This window comes from Bacillus sp. C28GYM-DRY-1 (genome assembly GCF_030519405.1).
GTDB classification, from domain to species: domain Bacteria; phylum Bacillota; class Bacilli; order Bacillales; family Bacillaceae; genus Bacillus; species Bacillus spizizenii_A.
This window is the reverse complement of record NZ_JAUMKF010000003.1, coordinates 296,757-319,370: the sequence shown is the minus strand read 5'-3', so window position 1 is coordinate 319,370 and position 22,614 is coordinate 296,757. Positions and strand designations below refer to the sequence as shown.

General features: G+C 42.0%; 17 protein-coding genes, 1 pseudogene and 3 riboswitches. Of the genes and pseudogenes, 9 read left to right on the top strand and 9 right to left on the bottom strand.

Annotated elements, in window-relative coordinates; genetic code table 11:
- Positions 1-136: 136 nt before the first annotated feature.
- Positions 137-319: a hypothetical protein gene (locus Q3W56_RS05540; RefSeq protein ID WP_019714162.1), complete on the bottom strand. Its 183-nt coding sequence runs from the start codon at positions 317-319 to the stop codon at positions 137-139.
- Between the two features lie 87 nt (positions 320-406).
- Complete coding sequence (locus Q3W56_RS05535) at positions 407-565, bottom strand: hypothetical protein (RefSeq protein ID WP_019714161.1); 159 nt, start codon at positions 563-565, stop codon at positions 407-409.
- A 193-nt stretch (positions 566-758) separates the two neighbouring features.
- Between Q3W56_RS05535 and Q3W56_RS05530 the strand changes: the two genes are divergently transcribed.
- Complete coding sequence (locus tag Q3W56_RS05530; protein ID WP_003218544.1) at positions 759-1,091, top strand: MerR family transcriptional regulator; 333 nt, start codon at positions 759-761, stop codon at positions 1,089-1,091.
- A gap of 42 nt (positions 1,092-1,133) precedes the next feature.
- On the opposite strand, the gene mgtE is transcribed toward Q3W56_RS05530, so the two are convergent.
- The 4 genes and pseudogenes from mgtE to Q3W56_RS05510 all read right to left on the bottom strand — a co-directional run.
- Positions 1,134-2,489 carry a magnesium transporter gene (gene mgtE / locus Q3W56_RS05525; RefSeq protein WP_019714160.1) on the bottom strand — a complete coding sequence of 452 codons (1,356 nt, stop codon included), beginning with the start codon at positions 2,487-2,489 and terminating at the stop codon, positions 1,134-1,136.
- A gap of 17 nt (positions 2,490-2,506) precedes the next feature.
- Positions 2,507-2,629: a hypothetical protein gene (locus Q3W56_RS05520; RefSeq protein ID WP_010330178.1), complete on the bottom strand. Its 123-nt coding sequence runs from the start codon at positions 2,627-2,629 to the stop codon at positions 2,507-2,509.
- Between the two features lie 90 nt (positions 2,630-2,719).
- Positions 2,720-2,887, bottom strand: a riboswitch (M-box (ykoK) riboswitch).
- Between the two features lie 112 nt (positions 2,888-2,999).
- Complete coding sequence (locus Q3W56_RS05515) at positions 3,000-3,137, bottom strand: transcriptional regulator SplA domain-containing protein (protein WP_003218541.1); 138 nt, start codon at positions 3,135-3,137, stop codon at positions 3,000-3,002.
- Between the two features lie 258 nt (positions 3,138-3,395).
- A pseudogene (locus tag Q3W56_RS05510) lies at positions 3,396-3,506 on the bottom strand (PepSY domain-containing protein); the annotation flags it as partial.
- A gap of 156 nt (positions 3,507-3,662) precedes the next feature.
- Positions 3,663-3,775, top strand: a riboswitch (TPP riboswitch).
- 95 nt (positions 3,776-3,870) lie between these two features.
- On the opposite strand from Q3W56_RS05510, the gene Q3W56_RS05505 reads away from it, so the two are divergent.
- The 4 genes from Q3W56_RS05505 to thiX are packed head-to-tail and all read left to right on the top strand — an operon-like array spanning position 3,871 to position 7,444.
- A complete protein-coding gene (locus Q3W56_RS05505) occupies positions 3,871-4,479 on the top strand; it encodes a YkoF family thiamine-binding protein (RefSeq protein WP_302894771.1) in 609 nt (202 codons plus the stop codon).
- Entirely contained in the window at positions 4,476-5,075 is a 600-nt protein-coding gene (locus Q3W56_RS05500; protein ID WP_268398220.1) for an ECF transporter S component, read from the top strand. Before Q3W56_RS05505 ends, Q3W56_RS05500 begins: the two co-directional genes overlap by 4 nt.
- Entirely contained in the window at positions 5,062-6,705 is a 1,644-nt protein-coding gene (locus Q3W56_RS05495; RefSeq protein WP_302894770.1) for an ABC transporter ATP-binding protein, read from the top strand. Before Q3W56_RS05500 ends, Q3W56_RS05495 begins: the two co-directional genes overlap by 14 nt.
- A complete protein-coding gene (thiX, locus tag Q3W56_RS05490; RefSeq protein WP_302894769.1) occupies positions 6,680-7,444 on the top strand; it encodes an HMP/thiamine ABC transporter permease ThiX in 765 nt (254 codons plus the stop codon). The genes Q3W56_RS05495 and thiX overlap by 26 nt, the downstream gene beginning before the upstream one ends.
- 32 nt (positions 7,445-7,476) lie before the next feature.
- On the opposite strand, the gene rsbRB is transcribed toward thiX, so the two are convergent.
- The gene (rsbRB, locus tag Q3W56_RS05485) at positions 7,477-8,310 is read right to left on the bottom strand and encodes an RsbT co-antagonist RsbRB (RefSeq protein WP_302894768.1); all 834 of its coding nucleotides are present in this window, start codon (positions 8,308-8,310) and stop codon (positions 7,477-7,479) included.
- A gap of 231 nt (positions 8,311-8,541) precedes the next feature.
- Here rsbRB and isp point away from each other — a divergent pair, with 231 nt between their 5' ends.
- Positions 8,542-9,501 (top strand): serine protease Isp, encoded by a 960-nt coding sequence (gene isp / locus Q3W56_RS05480; protein WP_268398214.1) that lies wholly within the window; start codon positions 8,542-8,544, stop codon positions 9,499-9,501.
- A gap of 131 nt (positions 9,502-9,632) precedes the next feature.
- Positions 9,633-9,788, top strand: a riboswitch (SAM riboswitch).
- 127 nt (positions 9,789-9,915) lie between these two features.
- Positions 9,916-12,204, top strand: a complete 2,289-nt coding sequence (gene metE / locus Q3W56_RS05475) for a 5-methyltetrahydropteroyltriglutamate--homocysteine S-methyltransferase (protein ID WP_302894767.1) — start codon at positions 9,916-9,918, stop codon at positions 12,202-12,204.
- Positions 12,205-12,607: 403 nt separating this feature from the next.
- Here the strand turns inward: metE and Q3W56_RS05470 are convergent, their stop codons facing one another.
- Both Q3W56_RS05470 and Q3W56_RS05465 read right to left on the bottom strand, forming a co-directional pair.
- Positions 12,608-18,562: a pectinesterase family protein gene (locus Q3W56_RS05470; RefSeq protein ID WP_302894766.1), complete on the bottom strand. Its 5,955-nt coding sequence runs from the start codon at positions 18,560-18,562 to the stop codon at positions 12,608-12,610.
- A 229-nt stretch (positions 18,563-18,791) separates the two neighbouring features.
- A complete protein-coding gene (locus Q3W56_RS05465; RefSeq protein WP_302894765.1) occupies positions 18,792-19,616 on the bottom strand; it encodes a MerR family transcriptional regulator in 825 nt (274 codons plus the stop codon).
- Between the two features lie 822 nt (positions 19,617-20,438).
- Here Q3W56_RS05465 and Q3W56_RS05460 point away from each other — a divergent pair.
- Together Q3W56_RS05460 and Q3W56_RS05455 are read left to right on the top strand one after the other, a co-directional pair.
- A complete protein-coding gene (locus Q3W56_RS05460) occupies positions 20,439-20,903 on the top strand; it encodes a hypothetical protein (protein ID WP_302894764.1) in 465 nt (154 codons plus the stop codon).
- A 224-nt stretch (positions 20,904-21,127) separates the two neighbouring features.
- On the top strand, positions 21,128-22,564 hold the full coding sequence (locus Q3W56_RS05455) for a bacterial Ig-like domain-containing protein (protein ID WP_302894763.1): 1,437 nt from the start codon (positions 21,128-21,130) through the stop codon (positions 22,562-22,564).
- The last annotated feature ends 50 nt before the right edge of the window (positions 22,565-22,614 follow it).

Genomic DNA, 22,614 nt, shown 5'->3' with positions numbered 1-22,614 from the left:
GTTCACGCTGATCTTTTGAGTGTTTGGACAACATGGTAAAACCTCCAAAATCTAGATTCACTCATATTTTAACAAAAAAAGCGTGTCGATGAAGCCACTTATTGTGACTTTGTCGACACGCTGAAATCCTTATACATTATCTTGTATAAGGATTTTTTTTGTGATTTTGAATGCTGCGAAAGAAATAAGCATATTCTTTCCGAAGCTCAGAAATCGTCATTTTGTTCATGACTTCTTTATTATAAACTCCAATTTGCCAGAGCTTTTCAGAATAATGGCTTCGTTCTTTTTCTAAAGCAGATTTCAATAAATTACTCATAGCGTCCTCCTTCATTTTGAGGTATCCTATATACAAGATACTCTTTTTAAATGAACGTGGTATGAATCTAATGTAAAGAATTTATGTCTACGAAGATTTTCGGTATAATCCGTTTTGAACCGATCTTAATAATTGAAAAGCATGTTCTCCGGCAAGCTGCATAAACGTCTCCAACATTTCATCACGCTTGATATCCAACTCTATAATTTCTTTTGCCAGCGAGACCGCTTTTTCTTCTTCCTCCATGATTATCCTTCCTCCTCAGTTATTCGTTACATATAAGATAAAACGTGATTGTGTGTTACGCATTATTCTTGTTAATTTTTCTTCCGTGTTTTTTCAAAAATCTTCTATTTGATGTTAGAAAATATGACAAGCGTCAGGTTTTTTCGCTTTGCTTTTTATATACTATTATCAAAAGACATCCAGGGGTGGAAAAATGGCCACAGAAGATCATTCTTATAAAGACAAAAAAGTGATTTCAATCGGGATTGTGAGTGAATTGACAGGATTGTCCGTAAGACAGATCAGGTATTATGAGGAACGAAAGCTCATTTATCCGCAGCGTTCATCAAGGGGAACGAGAAAATATTCTTTTGCTGATGTGGAACGGCTGATGGATATTGCCAATAAGCGTGAAGACGGCGTACAGACGGCAGAGATTTTAAAGGATATGCGCAAAAAAGAGCAAATGTTAAAAAACGATCCGCAAGTGCGGAAAAAAATGCTGGAGGGGCAGCTTAATGCTCACTTTCGGTACAAAAACCGTTAAATGAAAAAGTCCGACTCGCTATTGAGACGGACTTTTATTATTTTATAATGAGTGTATGAATGCAGTGGCAATGCCAAAGTAAATTATTAAAGACAAAATATCGCATAACGTTGTAATCAGCGGTCCAGAAGCGATCGCCGGGTCTACTTTTAGCTTATGCAAAATAATAGGGATAATTGTACCTGACATCGTGCCGATAATTAAAGTGAAGAACAGTGAAGAAGCGACAACAAATCCCAGCACCGCGTCCCCCTGCCATAAAATAGAAATGATTGCAATTAGCACTGAACAAACCGCTCCGATATAAATACTTGTTCTGAATTCCCGGAAAATCAGGCGCATAATCGTTTTTTTGTTCAATTCTTCTTTAGACAACCCTCGGATGACAACCGCAAGAGATTGTGTTCCTGTATTTCCTGTCATCCCTGTCACCATCGGCATGAAAAACGCCAGCGCAACAACCTGCTGCAGCGCATCTTCAAAATTACTGATAATGCTCCCAGAAATCAGTCCGATAAACAAGAGTAAAATCAGCCATGGCAGGCGCCGATACGCCGCCACGTATGCCTTTGTGTCAAAGGTGATGTCTTTACCTGAAGCGGCAAATTTTTCGTAGTCCTCATCAGCTTCCCGAATGACGACGTCGATAATATCATCGACCGTTACAATACCGACAAGCACGTTGTTTTCTTCCACAACCGGGATGGCCAAGAAATCGTAACGTTCAATCAGGCGGGCAACCTCCTCCTGATCCTGAAGAGCGTCTGCTGATATGACGCGGGTAAACATTAGATCCTGCACCTTTTCTTCAGGCTCGCCCAGTATTAAATCTCGGTAGGAAAGTACGCCAACCAGCTGTTTGCTTTCATTGATGACGTATAAGTAGTTGATCGATTCAGCTATTTCAGCAAAGCTTTTCAATTTGACGACCGCGTCTTTTACCGAATAATGCTGAGGAATCCATACATACCGGTTTGTCATCATGCGCCCCGCTGTGTCAGCCGGATAATTCATCAAGAGCTGTACAGCTTTTGACTCTGACGCTTCCATGCTGGACAAAAGCTGTTCCTTCAGTTCCTCATTCATTTCTTCTAGCAATTGAGCGAGATCATCGTTGTCCATTTTGTTCATCGCAAGTGTTGCTTTTGTTTTTCCAACTTTATTTAAGACGGCAAGCTGGTATTCGCGTTCCAGCTCCCCAATCATATCAGTGATATCATCTACAGTTAAATATGATAAATAGCGGGCGCGGTGTTTTTCTGGCATTTCCTTAAAAATAAATGCCATATCATAGGGCTGAAGCTCATCAATAACGCTTCTGAAATCCTTAATTTTCCCGTCTCGCAATAAAATAATAATGCGTAAAATGAGTTCGTCATAGGTCATGTTTTGAATCATCGGGACTCGTACCTCCTCTACGGAGACGTGCCGGCCTCGCCTGAAGGTGCGGCAGATCGTCTCCTCATCGTGTAATCAATTGTCTTGCTGTCATAGTATATGGGTACCTCTTCAGATTGACTCGAATGGGGAGAATCCATACTCCGCACCTCCTTTAATCAGTTTCGTTTTCAAGGCATAAAAAAAGCCTTCGGGATTGAAGGAGAAAGAAGCACGGCAAAAAAGCGTGCGAGCGCCTTCAGTCGTAGAGCTTTAGCACTGTATGGCATAGGATTTAATCATCCAGCTGCGTTAAAAATCACCTTATGTCGATGATTTCTGTTGACCCATTGGCGTCTTTGGACATTTTTGGGCAGCAGCGTATCTCCATACAGGAGCCTCACCTAACGAAGTTCTTAATTGAATTGACACACTGAGATTACAGAAAAAAACAAGCTGTGTCAACAAAAAAAAGTAATTAATGTGTTTTGTTTTCATCACATTTACGGAACAAAACAAGGGCCTAAGCCCTTATTCTGTTGTTTGCGTCTCATCATCTTCAGAGAGCAAATGATATGTTTCATGAAGAAATAAAGCGTACTCTCCTTCCTTCGTCGGATGAGGGACGTATTCAGCCTGATTGATGTATTGCTCCTCTTTCTTTTCCATGCGTTTTTCGCCTCCTTTTCTACTTAGATTGTCCAAAAGAAGGCTTTCTTATCATGAAAAACCCCCGCTGCTAACGGGGGTTCCAGATTGTAGACAAAGTCCTAAAACGCTTTTTTGTTTTAGGATTTTGTCATCTTTTCAGCATGATTGAAAACCCTTGAAGTCTAGGAAGGACGAGCATTGGAGCGAATTATGATTCGTGAGCACCAACGCGCAGGACTGACAACGAATGCGACGGTTTGCGGACACGCTGAATGATTAGTCTTCTATATCCTGCTTAACGATCCGTCCATCCTTTGCGGAAATGTCAAATTCCGTCTCAATGCCTTGTTTCGTTTGGATCTCAATTTCGTAGATGTAAGCGCTGTCGGTCTGGCGTTTTTTTCCTCACCTTCCACAATTAATAGGTTCCCTTTTTTTCCAAATCCGACCATCCTCTCCTGTCCCTATATGAAAAAAATGATTTCATTGTTTACAAAATGATTGTTATCATCTATTATGATGTCAAAATAAAAAATTGTATATGGAAAGCACTAGGGGTGCTGTTTTTGGCTGAGATAAAGCGTGCAAACACGCGCTTTGATCCCTTATGACCCGATCTGGATAATACCAGCGTGGGGAAGTGCAGGTTGACCGAATGGTGTATTTTTTTGTGCGCTTAATCGATCTATGACTGCATATTCCCTTAGAATATGCAGTTTTTTATTTTACTAAAAAACAGGAGGTCGGAGAAATGGATCATATTTGTGGTACAAGCAGAATCGCCGGTTTTCGGTTCTCTTTATACCCGATGACGGATGATTTTATCAGTGTGATCAAGTCAGCGCTGAAAAAAACTGACACATCTAAGGTTTGGACGAAAACAGATCATATCAGCACGGCCTTGCGCGGATCGATTGATCATGTATTCGATGCTGCCAAAGCCATTTACCTTTATGCGGCGAACAGCGAAAAACACATCGTCATGAATGGCACGTTTTCCATCGGATGCCCGGGCGATACACAGGGAGATACATATCTTTCCGCAAGCAATAAGCGTGTCAATGAAGATGCCGTCCGAAGCCTAAACGCAGAAGCCCCTTGCCAATTTGCGCTTTATCCGATGAATGAGCCGGATTATATGGGCCTTATCATGGAAGCTCTCGATATTGCTAAAGCAGAAGGCACCTTCGTACAAGGCATCCATTATGCGAGTGAGCTTGACGGGGATGCGCATGACGTGTTCAGAACACTGGAGGCCGTTTTCCGCATGGCTGAACAGCAAACAAAACACGTAACCATGACTGTGAATCTCTCGGCTAACAGTCCATCAAGAAAAAAACAGAAAGCAGGGATAAAATGAAAAGCTGGAAAGTAAAAGAAATTGTCATTATGTCCGTTATCAGTATCGTTTTTGCCGTTGTTTATTTATTATTCACGCATTTCGGAAACGTACTTGCAGGTATGTTTGGGCCAATCGCCTATGAACCGATTTACGGCATTTGGTTTATCGTTTCTGTCATCGCCGCGTACATTATTCGAAAACCAGGTGCGGCGCTTGTTTCTGAAATCATTGCCGCTCTCGTTGAGTGCCTGCTGGGAAATCCGTCTGGCCCGATGGTCATCGTCATCGGCATTGTTCAAGGCCTCGGGGCTGAGGCTGTATTTCTCGCGACGCGCTGGAAGGTATACTCTCTTCCTGTCCTTCTGCTGGCAGGAATGGGATCTTCAGTAGCCAGCTTTTTCTATGATCTCTTTGTTTCTGGCTATGGTGCCTATTCACCAGGTTATCTTCTTATTATGCTTGTGATCCGTCTGATTTCCGGCGCGTTGCTTGCCGGGCTGCTCGGAAAAGCAATCAGTGACTCTCTTGCTTATACGGGTGTGTTAAACGGAATGGCACTCGGAAAGGAACTGAAAAAGAAACGGAAGCGGGCATCAGAACATGCAAGCCTTTAATGAGCTCCTGACGGTTGACCAGCTCAGCTTCTCTTATGAAGAAGACGAGAAACCGGTGTTTCAAAACATTTCGTTTACGCTGCAAAAAGGGGAATGCGCTTTACTGCTAGGGCCGAGCGGGTGCGGAAAAAGCTCCCTCGCCCTTTGTTTAAACGGTCTTTACCCGGAGGCTTGCGACGGCATACAGTCCGGTCATGTATTTTTATTTCAAAAGCCGGTCACTGGCGCTGAAACCTCCGAAACGATTGCTCAGCATGCCGGGGTGGTCTTTCAGGACCCGGATCAGCAGTTTTGCATGCTGACGGTTGAGGACGAAATTGCTTTTGGGCTGGAAAATTTGCAGGTTCCGAGAGAAGAGATGACGGAGAAAATTGATGCCGTATTAGAAAAATTGCGTATCAGCCATTTAAAAGAAAAAACAATATCAGCACTGTCAGGAGGACAAAAGCAGAAAGTGGCTCTTGCCTGTATTTTGGCGATGGAGCCTGAGCTTATTATGTTAGATGAGCCAACTTCTTTGTTAGATCCCTATTCAGCTCGGGAATTCGTTCACATGATGAAAGATCTTCAGCAAGAAAAAGGCTTCAGTCTCCTCGTCATTGAGCACCAGCTTGATGAATGGACGCCTTGGATTGAGAGAACAATCGTGCTGGACAAAGCAGGCAAGAAAGTGCTCGATGGCCGGACGAAAGATCTATTTCAGCACGAAGCGAAGACCTTAAAGCAAATGGGGATCGCGATTCCAAAAGTGTGTGACCTGCAGGAAAAACGCCGTATGCCGTTTACATTATCAAAGGAAACGCTTTTCAAGGAACCCTTTCCTGCCCGGCATGCTGAAAAGAAAGAAGCTCCTTCTGGAAAACGTGTGCTTGATGTCAGCAGCCTTTCGTTCACGAGAGGACAGCAGACAATTTTTAAAGACATCAGCTTTTCATTGCGCGAAGGCTCTTTGACCGCGCTTGTCGGCCCGAACGGCACCGGAAAATCAACACTCTTATCCGTCCTTGCGCGTCTGATGAAGGCGCAAAGCGGAAAGATTCTTCTATATGATAAACCGCTGCACTCATATAAAGAAACTGAACTGCGGAAACGAATGGGATTTGTTTTTCAAAACCCGGAGCATCAGTTCGTCGCTGGCACAGTATATGACGAGCTGTTGTTCGGCCAAAAAGTAAATGCTGAAACTGTGAAAAAAGCGCAGCATCTGCTGCATCGTTTCGGTCTTGCGCATTTGGCTGATCATCATCCGTTTGCAATCAGCCAAGGGCAAAAACGGCGCCTGAGCGTCGCTACCATGCTCATGCATGACGTAAAGGTTTTATTATTAGACGAACCAACCTTTGGCCAGGACGCCCGCACGGCGGCTGAATGCATGGACATGATTCAGCGGATTAAGCAAGAAGGCACCGCTGTCCTCATGATTACACATGATATGGAGCTTGTCTCTTCGTATGCCGACAGCGTGCTTGTGCTTCACGATACGGACCTGGTTTTTGACGGATCTCCAGCGCAGTTATTTTCTCAGGAAACAGGGCTTGTCCAAAAAGCAAAGCTCACCCTTCCCCTTCTATATGAATGGATGGCATATCAAGAGGAGGTGCGTGATGAAGCAGCCGCTACATCTCATTAATCCGACAGTGAAAGCGGCAGCCATTTTTTGCTGTGTCGTCATGCTGTCGTTTATTTACAATCCTTACACCCCTGCTTGTTTTTATATCATCATTGTTGCGGGTATCCTATTGGCGGCCAAAATTTCATTGAAAAAATGGTTTTTGTTTACGATTCCGTTTTTGATTTTGGCATTCGGTTGCGTATGGACAGCCGCTGTTTTTGGCAAGGTTCCGACAACCCCGGAAAATTTTTTATTTCAAGCCGGCCCTATCTCTATTAACAGCGATAATGTGTCTGTGGGCATCTCTCTCGGGTTTCGGATTTTGTGCTTTTCCGCCTTATCGATGATGTTTGTTTTTACGACTGACCCCATTTTATTTATGCTGAGCCTTGTCCAGCAGTGCAAGCTCTCACCAAAGCTCGCATATGGCGTGATTGCAGGTTTTCGTTTTCTTCCGCTGTTAAAGGATGAGGTCCAGCTGATTCAGCAGGCCCATAAAATCAGAGGAGGAGCGGCAGAGAGCGGCTTCATTGAGAAAATCAGCGCGTTAAAGCGATATACCATCCCGCTTTTGGCAAGCGCCATCAGAAAAGCGGAACGGACAGCGCTGGCGATGGAATCGAAAGGTTTTACAGGAAGCAGAAACCGGACATATTACCGGACACTGACCGTCAACCGGCGTGACTGGCTGTTCTTTTGTCTCGTTCTCTTATTATTCGCAGGATCTTTTCTCGTATCGTTCTGTTTTTCCTCATAAAAAATCCGCTATCGGCGATAGCGGATTTTTTCTTATTGATGATAGTTTAATGCCTGGGCGAGATTGGTTTTTATTGTAATATTCGAAAAATCAATTCCCAGCTGTACAGCTGTTTGCGCAATTTCAGGCCTGATTCCTGACAGGGTTGACCTGACACCGATCAAATTGAGCGCCTCGATCAATTTAAAGATTTGGTGTGCTACCATCGTATCAACCACCACAACACCTGACAGATCGATTAACAGATGCTCCACGCGTCTTTTTGCACAAGCCTGAAGCGTGTTTTCCAGAATAAACTTTGCCCGTTCGGTATCAATGTCACCGACAAGCGGAAGCAGGGCTGTTGATTTGCTCAGGGTAATGACAGGCGAGCTTAATTCTAGTATCATTTCTCTTTGGGCATTTAATTGCTGTTTGGCATTCATTTCAGCATGATCGACGAATGTATAAATGGTAAAATCAAATACTCTTACAATCAAATCTGCCCATTTTTGTTTCTCTCCCGATTCAAACGCCGACTCGTGTTCTTCTGCGAACTTCTCTAAATACTTCGTATATAATCTCCTGTTTCTCATAAACTCCCGAATGACATATTGAACCGGAGTGTCAAGATGCTTTTGATCGTTCGTCAGCTCAATGACCCACTCTTCAAATCCTTCGAGAAACTGTTTTTCCGGCAAAATATACATGTCATTCAGATGACGGTAAAATTCTCTGTCCTGCTCTTTCAATTCTTCCGTTACAGATGCACTATGTAAGGCGTAAATCGAATTCGGATCGCTTTCCTCCATCGTTTCAATCCATTCCTCGGCCATTTGATCAACATGTTCTGAAAAAAATGCGTATAATTTTTCATTCAGTTTCATCACACTGCTCCTTTCCCTTTCCCCAACACTATTATAACTTGACTAACAGCTGAATCCCAGTCATACATTTTAAAGAAGCTATCCAATATTTTGAAAATCACTAATTCTTTTGGTTATATCCTAATTTTTCAAAATGCTTCAAATGGCTCTGTCCGAACGGTTGCTTTTTTCATATAATATAAGGTAACACCCTTGAATCCACTTGAAAGCATAAAAAAGGAGGGCTTTTTTATGAATGGTGAAATCCGCTTGATCCCGTATGTGACGAATGAGCAGATTATGGATGTAAACGAGCTTCCTGAGGGCATTAAAGTGATTAAGGCGCCAGAAATGTGGGCAAAAGGGGTAAAAGGCAAAAATGTGAAAATTGCTGTATTGGATACGGGCTGCGACACAAACCATCCTGATGTAAAGGACCAAATCATCGGCGGAAAGAACTTCACGGATGATGACGGCGGCAAGGAAGATGCGATCTCCGACTACAACGGACATGGCACACATGTCGCTGGAACAATTGCAGCTAACGATTCAAACGGCGGCATTACCGGGGTCGCGCCTGAGGCAAGCCTATTGATTGTGAAGGTTCTTGGCGGTGAAAACGGCAGTGGACAATACGAATGGATTATTAACGGCATCAACTACGCGGTTGAACAAAAAGTCGATATCATCTCAATGTCCCTTGGCGGACCAAGCGATGTGCCAGAGCTGGCCGAAGCAGTGAAAAACGCCGTCAAAAACGGAGTGCTTGTCGTGTGCGCAGCGGGAAATGAGGGTGACGGAGACGAACGCACAGAAGAGCTTTCCTACCCTGCCGCTTATAATGAAGTCATTGCGGTTGGATCCGTTTCCGTAGCACGAGAATTATCAGAATTTTCTAACGCAAATAAAGAGATTGACCTTGTGGCTCCGGGAGAAGATATCTTATCCACTCTCCCTAACAAGAAGTACGGTAAGCTTACCGGCACTTCAATGGCAGCTCCTCATGTCAGCGGAGCGCTTGCTTTAATCAAAAGCTATGAAGAAGAATCATTTCAAAGAAAGCTTTCTGAATCTGAGGTTTATGCACAGCTGATCCGCAGGACACTTCCGCTTAATATTGCTAAAACGCTGGCAGGCAATGGATTCCTGTATTTAACCGCTCCTGATGAGCTGGCAGAAAGAGCAGAGCAATCACATTTGCTGACCCTATAAAATTATTTTTCTTATATAATATAAACCAAATATTGTAAAATAAATTTCAAATTCTATGTTGACAACGAATTTACATTACTGTTAAGATTACCAACAAATGATTTAACTTTTCAAAAAATTAATAACATTTTCTCTTATCGAGAGTTGGGCGAGGGATTGGCCTTTTGACCCCAACAGCAACCGACCGTAATTCCATTGTGAAATGGGGCGCATTGCTTTTCGCGCCGAGACTGATGTCTCATAAGGCACGGTGCTAATTCCATCAGATTGTGTCTGAGAGATGAGAGAGGCAGTGTTTTACGCAGAAAAGCCTCTTTCTCTCATGGGAAAGAGGCTTTTTATTGTGAGAAAACCTCTTAGCAGCCTGTATCCGCGGGTTAACGAGAGTGTTTTACATATAAAGGAGGAGAAACAATGACAACCATCAAAACATCGAATTTAGGATTTCCGAGAATTGGACTGAACAGAGAATGGAAAAAAGCACTTGAAGCGTATTGGAAAGGCAGCACTGATAAAGATACGTTTTTAAAGCAAATCGACGACCTATTTTTATCCGCAGTAAAAACACAAATTGACCAGCAGATTGATGTTGTGCCTGTTTCTGATTTCACACAGTATGACCATGTACTCGACACAGCAGTCAGCTTCAACTGGATTCCGAAACGATTCAGACATTTGACAGATGCTACCGATACATACTTCGCTATCGCCCGCGGAATAAAAGACGCTGTATCCAGTGAAATGACAAAATGGTTTAATACAAATTACCATTACATCGTTCCGGAATATGATGAGAGCATTGAATTCCGACTGACAAGAAACAAACAGCTCGCAGATTACCGCCGGATCAAACAGGAATACGGCGTTGAAACAAAACCTGTGATTGTCGGCCCTTATACGTTCGTCTCGCTTGCTAAAGGCTATGAACCGTCTGAAGCAAAAGCAATTCAAAAACGCCTTGTGCCGCTATATGTACAGCTTTTGAAAGAGCTTGAAGAAGAAGGCGTAAAATGGGTTCAAATCGATGAGCCGGCGCTTGTCACAGCTTCTGCCGAAGATGTCCGAGGCGCAAAAGAATTATTTGAAAGCATGACAAACGAGCTTTCATCCTTGAATGTGCTTTTGCAGACGTATTTTGATTCTGTTGATGCTTATGAAGAGCTGATCTCTTACCCGGTACAGGGAATTGGCCTTGATTTCGTTCACGATAAAGGCAGAAACCTGGAACAGCTGAAAACACACGGATTCCCAACAGATAAAGTGCTGGCAGCAGGCGTCATCGACGGACGCAACATTTGGAAAGCAGATCTTGAAGAACGTCTCGACGCCGTTCTTGATATTCTCAGCATTGCAAAAGTCGATGAACTGTGGATTCAGCCTTCCAGCAGCCTCCTGCATGTTCCGGTAGCGAAGCACCCTGATGAGCATTTGGAGAAGGATCTGCTGAACGGATTATCTTACGCAAAAGAAAAACTAGCCGAGCTGACAGCTTTGAAAGAAGGTTTAGTATCAGGAAAAGCGGCGATCAGCGAACAGATTCAGCGGGCGAAAGCTGATATTCAGGCGCTCAAACAGTTTGCAACTAGCGCAAATTCTGAACAAAAGAAAGAGCTAGAGCAATTAAGCGATAAAGACTTCAAACGCCCCATTCCTTTTGAAGAACGGTTAGCCCTGCAAAATGAATCTCTCGGCCTCCCGCTTTTGCCGACGACTACGATTGGAAGCTTCCCGCAGTCTGCTGAAGTGCGGAGCGCACGCCAAAAATGGCGGAAAAAAGAGTGGTCTGATGAACAGTACCAAGACTTTATCAATGCAGAAACAAAACGATGGATTGATATTCAGGAAGAATTGGAGCTTGATGTGCTTGTGCACGGTGAATTTGAACGGACAGACATGGTCGAATACTTCGGTGAAAAGCTGGCCGGCTTTGCCTTCACAAAATACGCTTGGGTTCAATCATACGGCTCACGCTGTGTCCGCCCGCCAGTCATTTACGGGGATGTTGAATTTATTGAACCGATGACAGTGAAAGACACGGTGTATGCACAGTCCCTGACATCCAAGCATGTAAAAGGAATGCTGACCGGTCCTGTTACAATCTTAAACTGGTCCTTCCCTCGAAACGACATTTCGAGAAAAGAAATCGCCTTCCAAATCGGGCTTGCCCTTCGCAAAGAAGTAAAAGCGCTTGAAGATGCAGGCATTCAAATTATTCAAGTGGATGAACCGGCGCTGCGCGAAGGCCTTCCATTAAAAACCCAAGATTGGGATGAGTATTTGACTTGGGCGGCAGAAGCATTCAGATTAACCACTTCTTCCGTGAAAAACGAGACGCAAATTCATACACATATGTGCTACAGCAACTTCGAAGACATCGTCGATACAATCAATGATCTTGATGCCGATGTGATTACAATTGAACACAGCAGAAGCCACGGAGGATTTTTAGATTATTTAAAAGACCATCCGTATTTGAAAGGGCTCGGCCTTGGTGTATATGACATTCACAGCCCTCGTGTGCCATCAACTGAAGAAATGTACAACATTATCATTGATGCGCTTGCCGTCTGTCCGACTGACCGCTTCTGGGTAAACCCAGACTGCGGATTAAAAACAAGACAGCAGGAAGAAACGGTTGCCGCATTGAAAAACATGGTTGAAGCCGCAAAACAGGCAAGAGCCCGGCAGACACAACTTGTATAAAATAAAAACCATCTGTCTTCGGCAGATGGTTTTTTCTGTTAGAAAGCGGAAATCGGTTTCCGATGCTTCCCGTCCCCTTCTTTTACCATTTTGGCAGCTCCATTTTCACCAAACTCCACAAGGCTCATTGATGTATCATGTATGTAAGCATAATTTCAATATGTCATTAATGCGTCTTCACCGTTTTATTCACTCAATTCAGATGATCAAGGTTGACATTGAGCAGGAGGGGGCACTAACCCCCGACCTCTCCTACCGTGTTGTACGATGGTTTCATCTAACTCAAACGCCTGCTCTGATATCGGTTAGGTAGACCCTTACGCCTTTTTTGTTTGTATTAGTGTCAGTAACTGGACTGGCTGCACAAGGTCTGGTTGTACCCGATGTACCACTCCTCTCATTATTACCGCTTTTCCTTCTTTTTTGTTTTTACAGACTTTGAAGGCCCTGTGGTAGATTCATTGCCTGCTGCGTCAAGAGCTTCTACCCTATAGGTATACTTTGTTCCTGCTGCCAGCCCTGATACTTGATAACTGCTTTCTGTAACAGTAGCAAGTTCAGTTTCATCTTGATATACTTTATAACCGCTAACCTTGTCACTAGCCCCGCTCCAGGTCAAAGTGAGGCCTGTATCCGTTACATTCGAGATTTTTAACTTTCCTTTGGTCCATAAAGGTGTTGTATCTTCTTCAATCACCTCAACACCATCAACGATTAGTTTAATGTCACTGAACGTAATGTCTGCATTTCTAGCTACAAACATTCCTACATAAACGTAATCGGAATCAATACTTGTTAATTTAAAATCAAAACCTCCCGTAATCATAGCTTCATTTCCAAACATAGCAGCATAGCCGTCTGAATTGCTCTCGATATGAAGGTTAACCGTATCTCCTGGGGATATTGGACTCTCAGCCGTTCCACCTTGAGTAAGCACTCCACTCTTCCTCGCAAAGGAATTCCAATACCCTCCATATAACGCTTTTGTCAGCTTCAAAGGTGCTGCTGCAACAAAATCACCCAGAACTGTCGTCATATTCGAATCAATATACATTTCATCTCTGGCCATCAAACCAAAGGATACTTGATCGTTATATTCAAAACTATTCATTTTAGCTTTTGCAGTCAGCTCAAATGTACTGTTTGCAGGAACCTTATAGTAATACATCGCAATTCCATCCGCGTTACTAGCAATTTTCCCCTTATTATTCCTAACAGCGATGTGCATATTTCCATCATCATCGGATTCTAAGGTTTGATTTTCCTTATTTGGACTACCACCAACATTACCAAAAACCGTACCTTTCCAAATTCCATAGTCAGCCCATAACTCACTTTGCGGCAATTTACCTATATAAGATGGTTCCTCGTAACTTGGATTAGAAACGAGTGTATCTGCCTTCGTTGGTGCTTGTGCGACAATTACATGCTCGGCTAGCCCACTTATGCCTAATTCCTTAATCGTCTTGGTGATAAGGTATGCATGATAGGTTGCTCCCCATATATTAGTGTGGGTATTATCTACACTATCCGATTTTGACGATGTCCATGAATGTAGATACAACGTTTCATCCGGACCTAGTTGGTCATATAATTTTTTCGTTAATGTTGTCATATCTACTACGGGGATTTCTAAATCAACGCCTAAATTTCGGATGGCTTGCGCATAATCTCCACCTTCAAATTCTCCAGAATTCTCTGTAATATGAAGATTTGAATTACTCCACTCCCCAGTTGCTGTTCTTCTTACAATTGGGGTAGTCAAGATGACTTGAGTTCCTGCCGCTTGAGCCGGCTTAATATAATTCTCATACAAAGAGTTCGCAAAGGATCCCTGATCCGAATAGGTTCCATTGGGATTTGTATATCTGCCAACTTCATGCTTCTCATCGTTATGCCCAAAACCTATAAATAAGTAATCTCCGCTCTTCATACCGTTTAGTAACGTTTGATACTCAGGATCAGTGGTATAGCTTTTTGAACTTCTTCCTGACAACGCAAGATTTTGTACAGTGAATGAGCCGCCCAAATAGTTTTCGATCCGAGTTCCCCAACCATATCTTGGATAATAGTAGTTATCTGAGAAGGCACTCACGGTGGAATCGCCAACAATCCAAATCGTTGACGCAGGATCAGTCGTTTTTGCTGTTATTTTCACCTTTATGATAACCCCCAGAGCAAAATCGTCTACGGTTCCGTGAACTTTCACCATTCCAACCTTTGTAGTGTCAACCGTATCCCAGGTCACTTCCACATCCTTTTGAGTTCCATCACTGTAGACTGCCGTTACAGTTTGTGGAAGTTCAGCTGGATTTCCTTGAGTTACAGTTATCTCTTCTGGTTGTACGATTGAAGTTATGGTAGGTTGTTCGGATACAGCAGATAGGCTATTAATTAAAGCCTGTGTTTCGTTAGTCCAATAGTTATCTAACTCTTTTGTATAAACGCCTTTTTCATCACGAGTATACACACTTACTTCGCTGCGTGAATTGACTTCAAATTGTATACTGTTCTTATTGTCTACAGCGCCTACTCTTACAGGTGGAATCACGTAGTCGGAGATGTTAAATCCAAGCTTCTGTATTTCCTTGGCAAGTAAACCACCATTATAAAAACCTCCAATTTTATTGTTGTGAGTTGAGTCTGCAAGGTTCATAATTGCCCTCGCTACAGGGGAGTCTCCATTACTGGCAGCAGGATCATTCTTATACGCCTTTTCATATGAGTCCTTCGTCAAGTCAAACATATTGATGACTTCAACACCCTGCTCTTCACCCAATTGCTCAACAGCTCTTACATAAGCATTATTGGAAGTTGTAATTGTTCCTGTTGTGGTATCCGTTGCATCATGATGAGGCTTAATCGTTCCATCCGAGTTAAAATATTGTCTTGAAACCGGAGTTGCTAGAATAGGTGTTGCACCTGATTTTCTTGCTACATCAATATACTGCTGCAAATACCACTTGAAGGTACCGCTTGTATACGGGTAATACTCTGGGCCATATTTTGAAAGACTTTCAGGCGTTGCTTCTTTTACACCTGGAACGGAAGGATACATACCATTTTTATCGGGTTCTCCCATAGAGACAAATCTGTCTAAGAGGTATCCAGTTTGATTTGCTGCATCATTATGTCCAAACTGAATCAGCAAATAGTCATCAGCTTTAATAGTCGAAGCAATTTTATCAAGACTTCCCTCATTGATAAAGCTTCTTGAGCTTCTACCTCCGTTCGCATAGTTCACAATATGAATTTTATCGTCATTAAAAAAGCTCTGTAAATACTCTCCCCAGCCACCTGAGCCTGATGATGATCCGTACGTCTTAACCGTCGAATCACCTGCTACATAAATATTTACACGCTGTCCATCCGGAATTTCATTGCCTCCACCACCGGATGATCCAGATTTAACCACATTATCAAGCTGAATAGACATCGGTGTGCTCTTTAAACCATTAACGGTTTCTGGTGTAACAACAGCCTTAATATAATAACCTTCATCGGCACTTGTCATTTTATAGGTTTTTGAAATATACGCTGTTGTTGCCTGGATTAACGTCTCCGTTCCATCCGGACTTACCCTATACCACTGGATTAACGAACTGTCGTTTTGGTTATCATTTGGATTATTAAACTCATAACCTAAGCTAATGGTGTTTCCGGTGTGAGGAATGTTCATGTCATCGTCTGATATAAAGAAAGGGTCAATTTTAAATGTTGGGGCTGCATCACTGTCAGCTGTATAGTAAGATGGTGTCCATCCTCCAAGGTAATTCTCAACACTTATCGCAGCTGCTTGTTCATCTGTCAAGACGGACACTCTTCTTTGTGATGTATCAACAGCGGTCCCATTATAAGTCGTGTTGTATTCTGCATAATTTGCATTTTCAGGTTGATTGCCAGACATCTCATGCCAACCGCTAGGATTCATGATATCGCTGGTCTGAAGCTTAGTATTTAAGAAGGTTACTTTTGCCCCTGCTCCCCATGGTCTTCCAAAATAACCTGGTGAAAACAGGTTTTCACTGTCTGCTGTAATTGTACTGTTCCTAAACAGGTACCCATAGGTTGCTGTATCCTTTGCTGCTGTTATATAACCACCTACAGCTTGGTCACTATACCCGGCAAAATGCAGTGTAACATTATCAAATACTACGTTCCCATCACCAAATATATAGTCTGTGTTGCCTTCTATAAAAGAGTTCTTAAAATAACTGCGATTCGCACCTGTAAAAAGGGTGTCCTGACTTCCAAGAAAACGACAGTTCAAAAATTCTGTACGGTCTCCCTCAATAATGATGGCTGCCGCTCTTTCTGTAGCTGCTTTTGACGTCACATCAGTAAAAGACTTTCTTTCTACATTTATAGAGCTTCCAGCTACATTGGCCAACTCCACACCATCTGCTAATTCTTCATCTGTAACATATTTATTGAAAGAATTTTCAAATATGATGTTTTGAGCTTTGAAGTTTTCAGCAGCACTAGTGAGATAAACAGTGCCTCCCCATTTACTGGCGGTATTTTTAGAATACTTATCAAATGCCTTCTCTTCATCATAAAAGCCGTCATCCCCGATGCTGTAATATTTATATCCAATACCGTAATACCACGTAATTTTAACCTGCGTATCGGGGTCATCGGTTGGGTTTGGGTTGGAATTTACAAGGGAAATGTATGGAGTTTCAATTACAAGCTGCTCCCTGTATACTCCTGGCGCAATATGAATGGTAATTCGCTGTTCTTCATTGCTAGGGTTCATTCTGGCCGCTACAGCAAGAGCTTCCTTCACTGTATGATAGTTATGTTCCTTTGAACTGTCACCAACATATAAGTCAGCAACCCAAGCGAGGGGCTCTGGCTCCGTATGATTAACAAACAAAATATCCTTTGTGGTATCCTGTCCACTAATAACTACGTGAGAGCTTGTGCTATCATTCTCAGAACTAACTGCTGAAACGCTGTACGCTCCGTCTCTGAGGTTTACTGTATATCCTCCGTTCGACACTGTCCCGGAATACATGTACCCATCATCAACATTGGTAAATGATATACTTGAAATTTTCTCTGTTGATGATAATCCCTGGAATGCACCTGTTGCCGTATATACTGGTTTTTTAGCAACTGTTATATCTCTAGTAGTGTCAGCGCTTACATGTATGCTGCCACCATCAACAACTTCATAATCATTTACTCCAGAAAGAACGGCTGTATACAGCAGTCCATCCTGAACATCAGCTGTAAAAGTCATATCCTGTGTATTAACTGTAGCTGTAACTGGTGAAGCAAGGCTACCTTCTTCGGGATTAAATTTGATTTGCAACTTACCTACATCATAACTACTGTCAAAGCCCGTAATATCCCCTCTTACTGTGACAAGCCGGTTAGCCACAACATCTAAGCTAATATTTTTTCCCATTGCAATATCAGAAGTTGATGTGCTTACCAACTTGGTTTCATCAGAAAATCTGTATTCCGGGACATCCTTTAGAGTGGCAATATACTCATAATCAGTGGCTAAAACTGCATCAAAGGTATTGTCTGCATTCACATCCACAGTTGTTGTATCACCTGTTGTCTGATTGGTGAACTGAAGTTTATAGCCTGTAGAAATACCACTGCCGTCTAATTTCACAGCGCCACTTACCTTAACTCCAGGAGTTCTAACTACTCTATGGATCCAAGGCTTTCCTCCTGAATTCGCCGAAACATAAATTTGATAAGAGCCGGAATATTGTGCTATGAATTCAACCTTTTGTGCTGTTCTAGAAAATTCAGCGGTACTATCCTGAACTTCCGAAGTATCAGGTATTACGGTTACTTTTGAACCATCTATACTTACCCCTGCGTGAACTAAGTGAATGGTTTCATCTCCATTGCTAGTGCCGCCATAAACTGTAATTTTATCTCCTGCAACAACATGATCCAAAGTTAAAAACCTTCTCTCTGTACCTCCCGTACCATTTGCGTAATAAACGCCGTTTGATTGATATCCATCCTCATAACTGTGCTCTTGATTTTCCCAGCTACCAGAGGAATTATCACCGACAGTCGTGCCATCAGCTTTATAATAGTAAGACCTGTCACTTGTAACTGGATTAGCTACGGTTAAATCACCATAAGAAGTGGTTTCAAATGTACCAGATTTGATGGTAGTTTTCTTGTCAAGGATATCGGGGGTCATATTGTTGTTGTATAATTCCCCTGGCATTTGAATTCCCCCAAAATCCCATACATCGATTTTTCGGCTGTTAGATGTGTCACTGGCTAATGCTACACCACCAATACTGTTTAATGCTAAGGTGAAAAGCGTTGTAAATATAAGGACTTTCCTAAAAGGTTTTTTATACTTACTTTGCATTTTTACACCCCTCTCAATAATTGGGTTTTTTCTTATACATCACACCACCGACTTACTAGGAAATGAAATGGATTCGTCCCCCTTTGCCTTTTTGTCTAACAGCCAGCATTCGCAACTAGAGGGGACATCCCTCAATAATCGAAAAGTGTGTCACCTCCTCTTTCATCTTTTCCTGGTCCGCATAAGTGTTATTATGAAGGTTGACACAATGTCAAAGTCAATGAAGCGCTTACATTTTTGTTATAGGAATACCTAGTAAAATATACTGTATCTCTTGATCCCCTTCTAACACATTGGCAACTACAATCCCAATAATATCACCAGTCACCTGTAAATTGTGATCCTCCAAATATTGAAAAGGTTCATTAAGTAAAAACTTCTTTAAACTATTAGACTTACTGGCTTCGTCAATATTTAACGGTAGCTTGGCCATAGTGAGCAGAGATTTTCGTTTATCATATTTTTCCGTATATTCATTATGTGCTATTTTATATTTTTCTAAATGTGCGCTTTTTATCGCCCAACCTGCATTTAAAATAATATGGTCTTTTTCAACGTCTTCTTTTCGTATTAAGTAAATCCTTTGTAACTCAGGTGATACATTCAAAAATTTTTGTACAGTTGCTAGTCTACTAGGTTCTTTTAAAAGCTGATCCCCACTTTGATAAAGTACATATGACAAATCAACGCAATCTCTGATATAGCAATGGTTTGAGCCATTCGCCTTTTTCATTAGAACCAAATCATCTTTTAATCTATGTCTTAAATTCTTTAAATAGCTAATCCGATTATCAAATTCCTCTATTTTTCTCTCAAATGCAGTTATTAGCCCTGGCAATTCACTGCTCTTCATCCCGTCTATTTCCGGAAGTGTAAAATCATACTTCCGCAATAACTTGAGGTTCATTAACATGATAATATCTTCTTCATGATAATATCGATAATTACTAGTTTCAGATCGTTTCGAAGTAATATAGCCCATTTTTTCGTATCTTCGGATTGTGTTAGTGGAAAAGTCAAGTAGAGCAGCCACCTCACTAATCTTGTATTTCATAACAATCTCTCCTCATAGTTTAGTGCTTAATTATTCAATATTCTGTTTCTAAATCCCCCATCTTTTCGTGTATTTACTGTACGATTCAATACCATTGTTGCTCCACACTAAGAAACCTGCTAGCAAGTATTTTCTTGATCACTTGATGTTCTCGTCATCAAACAACATTGCATGCTTCGTTCTCTTTAAATAGTGTCTTATTTTTCTGCGTACTCTTGAATCTTGATCTTCTCCTTCAGGTTCAACTTGATCTTCCCCGGATTGTTTGAACTCTCAGGAGGTGGTCAAAGTCTTTTGGGTCCATATTTACCCGGGAGTAGAACTTTATCTATGAAAGCGGAGCGATATTTAAGCATATGTAAGTCACATGTTTCTAAAGAGAGAGAGCTCTCAACGTGGACTGAAGAGCGCTTCCGCTTCTCATGGCTTTTAATGGCCTAACCTATCATCTCCTTTCTGTTGAAAATGTCGGAGCCTGACAGCGGAATTCGGGAATTTTCTTTTGTAACTCCCTTACATAAAGGTTTCAAAGTAAGTTGATTACACATAATATTCAGATAATTATTGACAGCGCTTTCACCAAATTACAACGTTGTTAACACAAACCACTTTTTTATCCACTATTTAACTCCATTCTACTTCATTCGCAGCAAACTTATCCAAAAAACACGCCTGGCAATTTAATTTATCTGGAGGTGTTTGACACGAACTTACTATGTCTAAAACTATCTATAATGAAATAAGGGGGCGTTACTACATGAAACAACGGCGCCTTGGCAAAAGTATAGCAATTATTGCTATCTTTTTCATGTGTTCTCTAATATGAACCTGACAGTGTTTGCACAAACTATCAACAATCCACTTGGAGATGGATGGAACTTTGAAGCTTTTGGCTCTCATACAAGTGACGGCAAAAACACGGCACCAACTGATAATGGGGACGGATCCCTTACAATCCTTGCTGAGGGCGGGAAAATTGCAAGCAGTGAAATTGGCATATCCTTTCAATCATTAGAACTTAATGCCTCAGATAACTTTGAAATCAAAACAACAGCGTCAGCCGACTCCTATAGTCCTGACAGCCAGCGTGGTTTCGGCCTGATGATACTTGATCAAACAGGTGAAGATAAAGAAGGTCAAAACAGCCACAATTACGTTGCCGTGGGGGCCCTTGATGGGGAGCTTCGAGGGTATTACAGTAAAGGCGGCCTAACCAAGTTAGACGCATTTCCAAATAACATCAGTCCTGCGACTGGAGAATCTTTACCTTATCTATCAGAAAATTAGAAGATACATTCGTTGTTACCTCCAATGGGGAAAGTGAGACATTCAAACTGGAGGATGCCTTTTCGGGGAATATCTCAGTGGGATTGTTTGTAGCTCGTAATGGTTAAATTACTTTTTCAGACCCCACAGTTGATGTCTCTGATGTAGCTACTGATGAACTATCAAGTAAACACGAATGATATAAAAGCTGATTATCTGGGGGCGAAGAGCCTGAAGGATTAGAAGTGACTGCTGTTAATGGAGACAATTCAGAGACTCCCGTTCCCGAGACACGTGTTACTGGTTATCCTCGAACAACATATACCGTTGGGGATGCGTTTAATGCTGATGGTCTGGAAGTATCTAAAATATATGACAACGGAGATCAGGAAGTGCTAAACTCAGATGCTTATGAACTGGATACAAGTAATTTTAATAATTCAACCGCAGGAGTCTATACAATTGGTGTACACCCAACGGACAGCTCAATCGCCGGCACTTCGTTTGATGTAACTGTCCGGGAAGAAGCTGAATTCGTTTGGAACGAAATCCAATTCGGACATTCTACGGGTGATGATACAAACTATATTGAATATCTTGATAACGGAGGCATTCGAGTCGTTACAGAAGGGACAAGTTCCGGCAAAATTACTGGTGATCATGATGGGATTACCTTCTATGACACAGAAATTGATGCTGAGGAAGATAACTTTACACTCTCTGCTGATATTAAAGTGAACAAATACGCAAAAGCTTCCCATGATGGTCAAGAATCTTTTGGTATTATGGCCCGTGATGCGATTGGCGAACATGGCAACAGCGGTGTATTTGCTTCCAATATTGCAGCTATCGGAGGTTTTAGCGGTGGCACAAAAGAAATGATTGGTACACAACTGTTTATCCGAACCGGGGTAGAATCTTCAGATGGAACTGGAAGTCAAGGTGTTCAAAAAACGATGCTTAAAGATGAGCGGCCATCAATTGATAACACTCATCCTGCTGAAGACTATCGTTTAACGCTCTCGAAAACAAACAGTGGTTATACTGGACAATTAAATAATGGTGATGAAGCTGTTTTCTTTGAACCAGACATTTTACATGTCCAGGATGACAAGATTTACGTAGGTTTCTATACTGCAAGGTTGGCAGATATTGAAGTTCATAATATTGACTTGGATATAACAGCATCGGCTACTGATGCACCAAGGGTATATCCTCCTGCTGAACCTGCTGATCCAAACTTCAGCATTGTATCCCGCGACAAAACTTCTGAAGCGGAAGATGTAAAGGGCTTAGAATCAAATATAATCTGGGGGGATTTCCTGCTATATCTTCCAAGTATAACAGCTGAGCTGGAAGTGCGCCCGGCTACATTAAAACTCAACGAAAATAAAGACAGCAAGGCAGTTTTAACATCTTATCTGGTATTTGCTGACGAAACAGTTTTAGAGAATATCGACTTTGCCAGCCTTCTTTTAAATGGCGAAGTCGTTCCAGCTGAAAATCAAAAGAAAAATCCTGTCGTTGATTTGAACGATGATGGTTTAGCAAAATACAAAATCGTATTCCCACGCCAGCAGCTGTTAAGTACCCTGGAAAAAGGAGAGCAGGAGGTAACAGTTACCGGAACATTAACAACAGGGCAAAAGTTTAGAGCAACAGGCATAGTTACAGTAAAATAAATCAAAAGGATGGTGCTTCTTCCGTTAAGCAAAGAAAATAAAATAAAATA

Bases quoted from the DNA above. Each gene is read 5' to 3' on its own strand.
- Q3W56_RS05540 (WP_019714162.1), bottom strand. From the start codon at position 319: ATGAGTAATTTATTGAAATCTGCTTTAGAAAAAGAACGAAGCCATTAT.
- Q3W56_RS05535 (WP_019714161.1), bottom strand. From the start codon at position 565: ATGGAGGAAGAAGAAAAAGCGGTCTCGCTGGCAAAAGAAATTATAGAG.
- Q3W56_RS05530 (WP_003218544.1), top strand. From the start codon at position 759: ATGGCCACAGAAGATCATTCTTATAAAGACAAAAAAGTGATTTCAATC.
- mgtE (WP_019714160.1), bottom strand. From the start codon at position 2,489: ATGATTCAAAACATGACCTATGACGAACTCATTTTACGCATTATTATT.
- Q3W56_RS05520 (WP_010330178.1), bottom strand. From the start codon at position 2,629: ATGGATTCTCCCCATTCGAGTCAATCTGAAGAGGTACCCATATACTAT.
- Q3W56_RS05515 (WP_003218541.1), bottom strand. From the start codon at position 3,137: ATGGAAAAGAAAGAGGAGCAATACATCAATCAGGCTGAATACGTCCCT.
- Q3W56_RS05505 (WP_302894771.1), top strand. From the start codon at position 3,871: ATGGATCATATTTGTGGTACAAGCAGAATCGCCGGTTTTCGGTTCTCT.
- Q3W56_RS05500 (WP_268398220.1), top strand. From the start codon at position 4,476: ATGAAAAGCTGGAAAGTAAAAGAAATTGTCATTATGTCCGTTATCAGT.
- Q3W56_RS05495 (WP_302894770.1), top strand. From the start codon at position 5,062: ATGCAAGCCTTTAATGAGCTCCTGACGGTTGACCAGCTCAGCTTCTCT.
- thiX (WP_302894769.1), top strand. From the start codon at position 6,680: ATGAAGCAGCCGCTACATCTCATTAATCCGACAGTGAAAGCGGCAGCC.
- rsbRB (WP_302894768.1), bottom strand. From the start codon at position 8,310: ATGAAACTGAATGAAAAATTATACGCATTTTTTTCAGAACATGTTGAT.
- isp (WP_268398214.1), top strand. From the start codon at position 8,542: ATGAATGGTGAAATCCGCTTGATCCCGTATGTGACGAATGAGCAGATT.
- metE (WP_302894767.1), top strand. From the start codon at position 9,916: ATGACAACCATCAAAACATCGAATTTAGGATTTCCGAGAATTGGACTG.
- Q3W56_RS05470 (WP_302894766.1), bottom strand. From the start codon at position 18,562: ATGCAAAGTAAGTATAAAAAACCTTTTAGGAAAGTCCTTATATTTACA.
- Q3W56_RS05465 (WP_302894765.1), bottom strand. From the start codon at position 19,616: ATGAAATACAAGATTAGTGAGGTGGCTGCTCTACTTGACTTTTCCACT.
- Q3W56_RS05460 (WP_302894764.1), top strand. From the start codon at position 20,439: ATGAACCTGACAGTGTTTGCACAAACTATCAACAATCCACTTGGAGAT.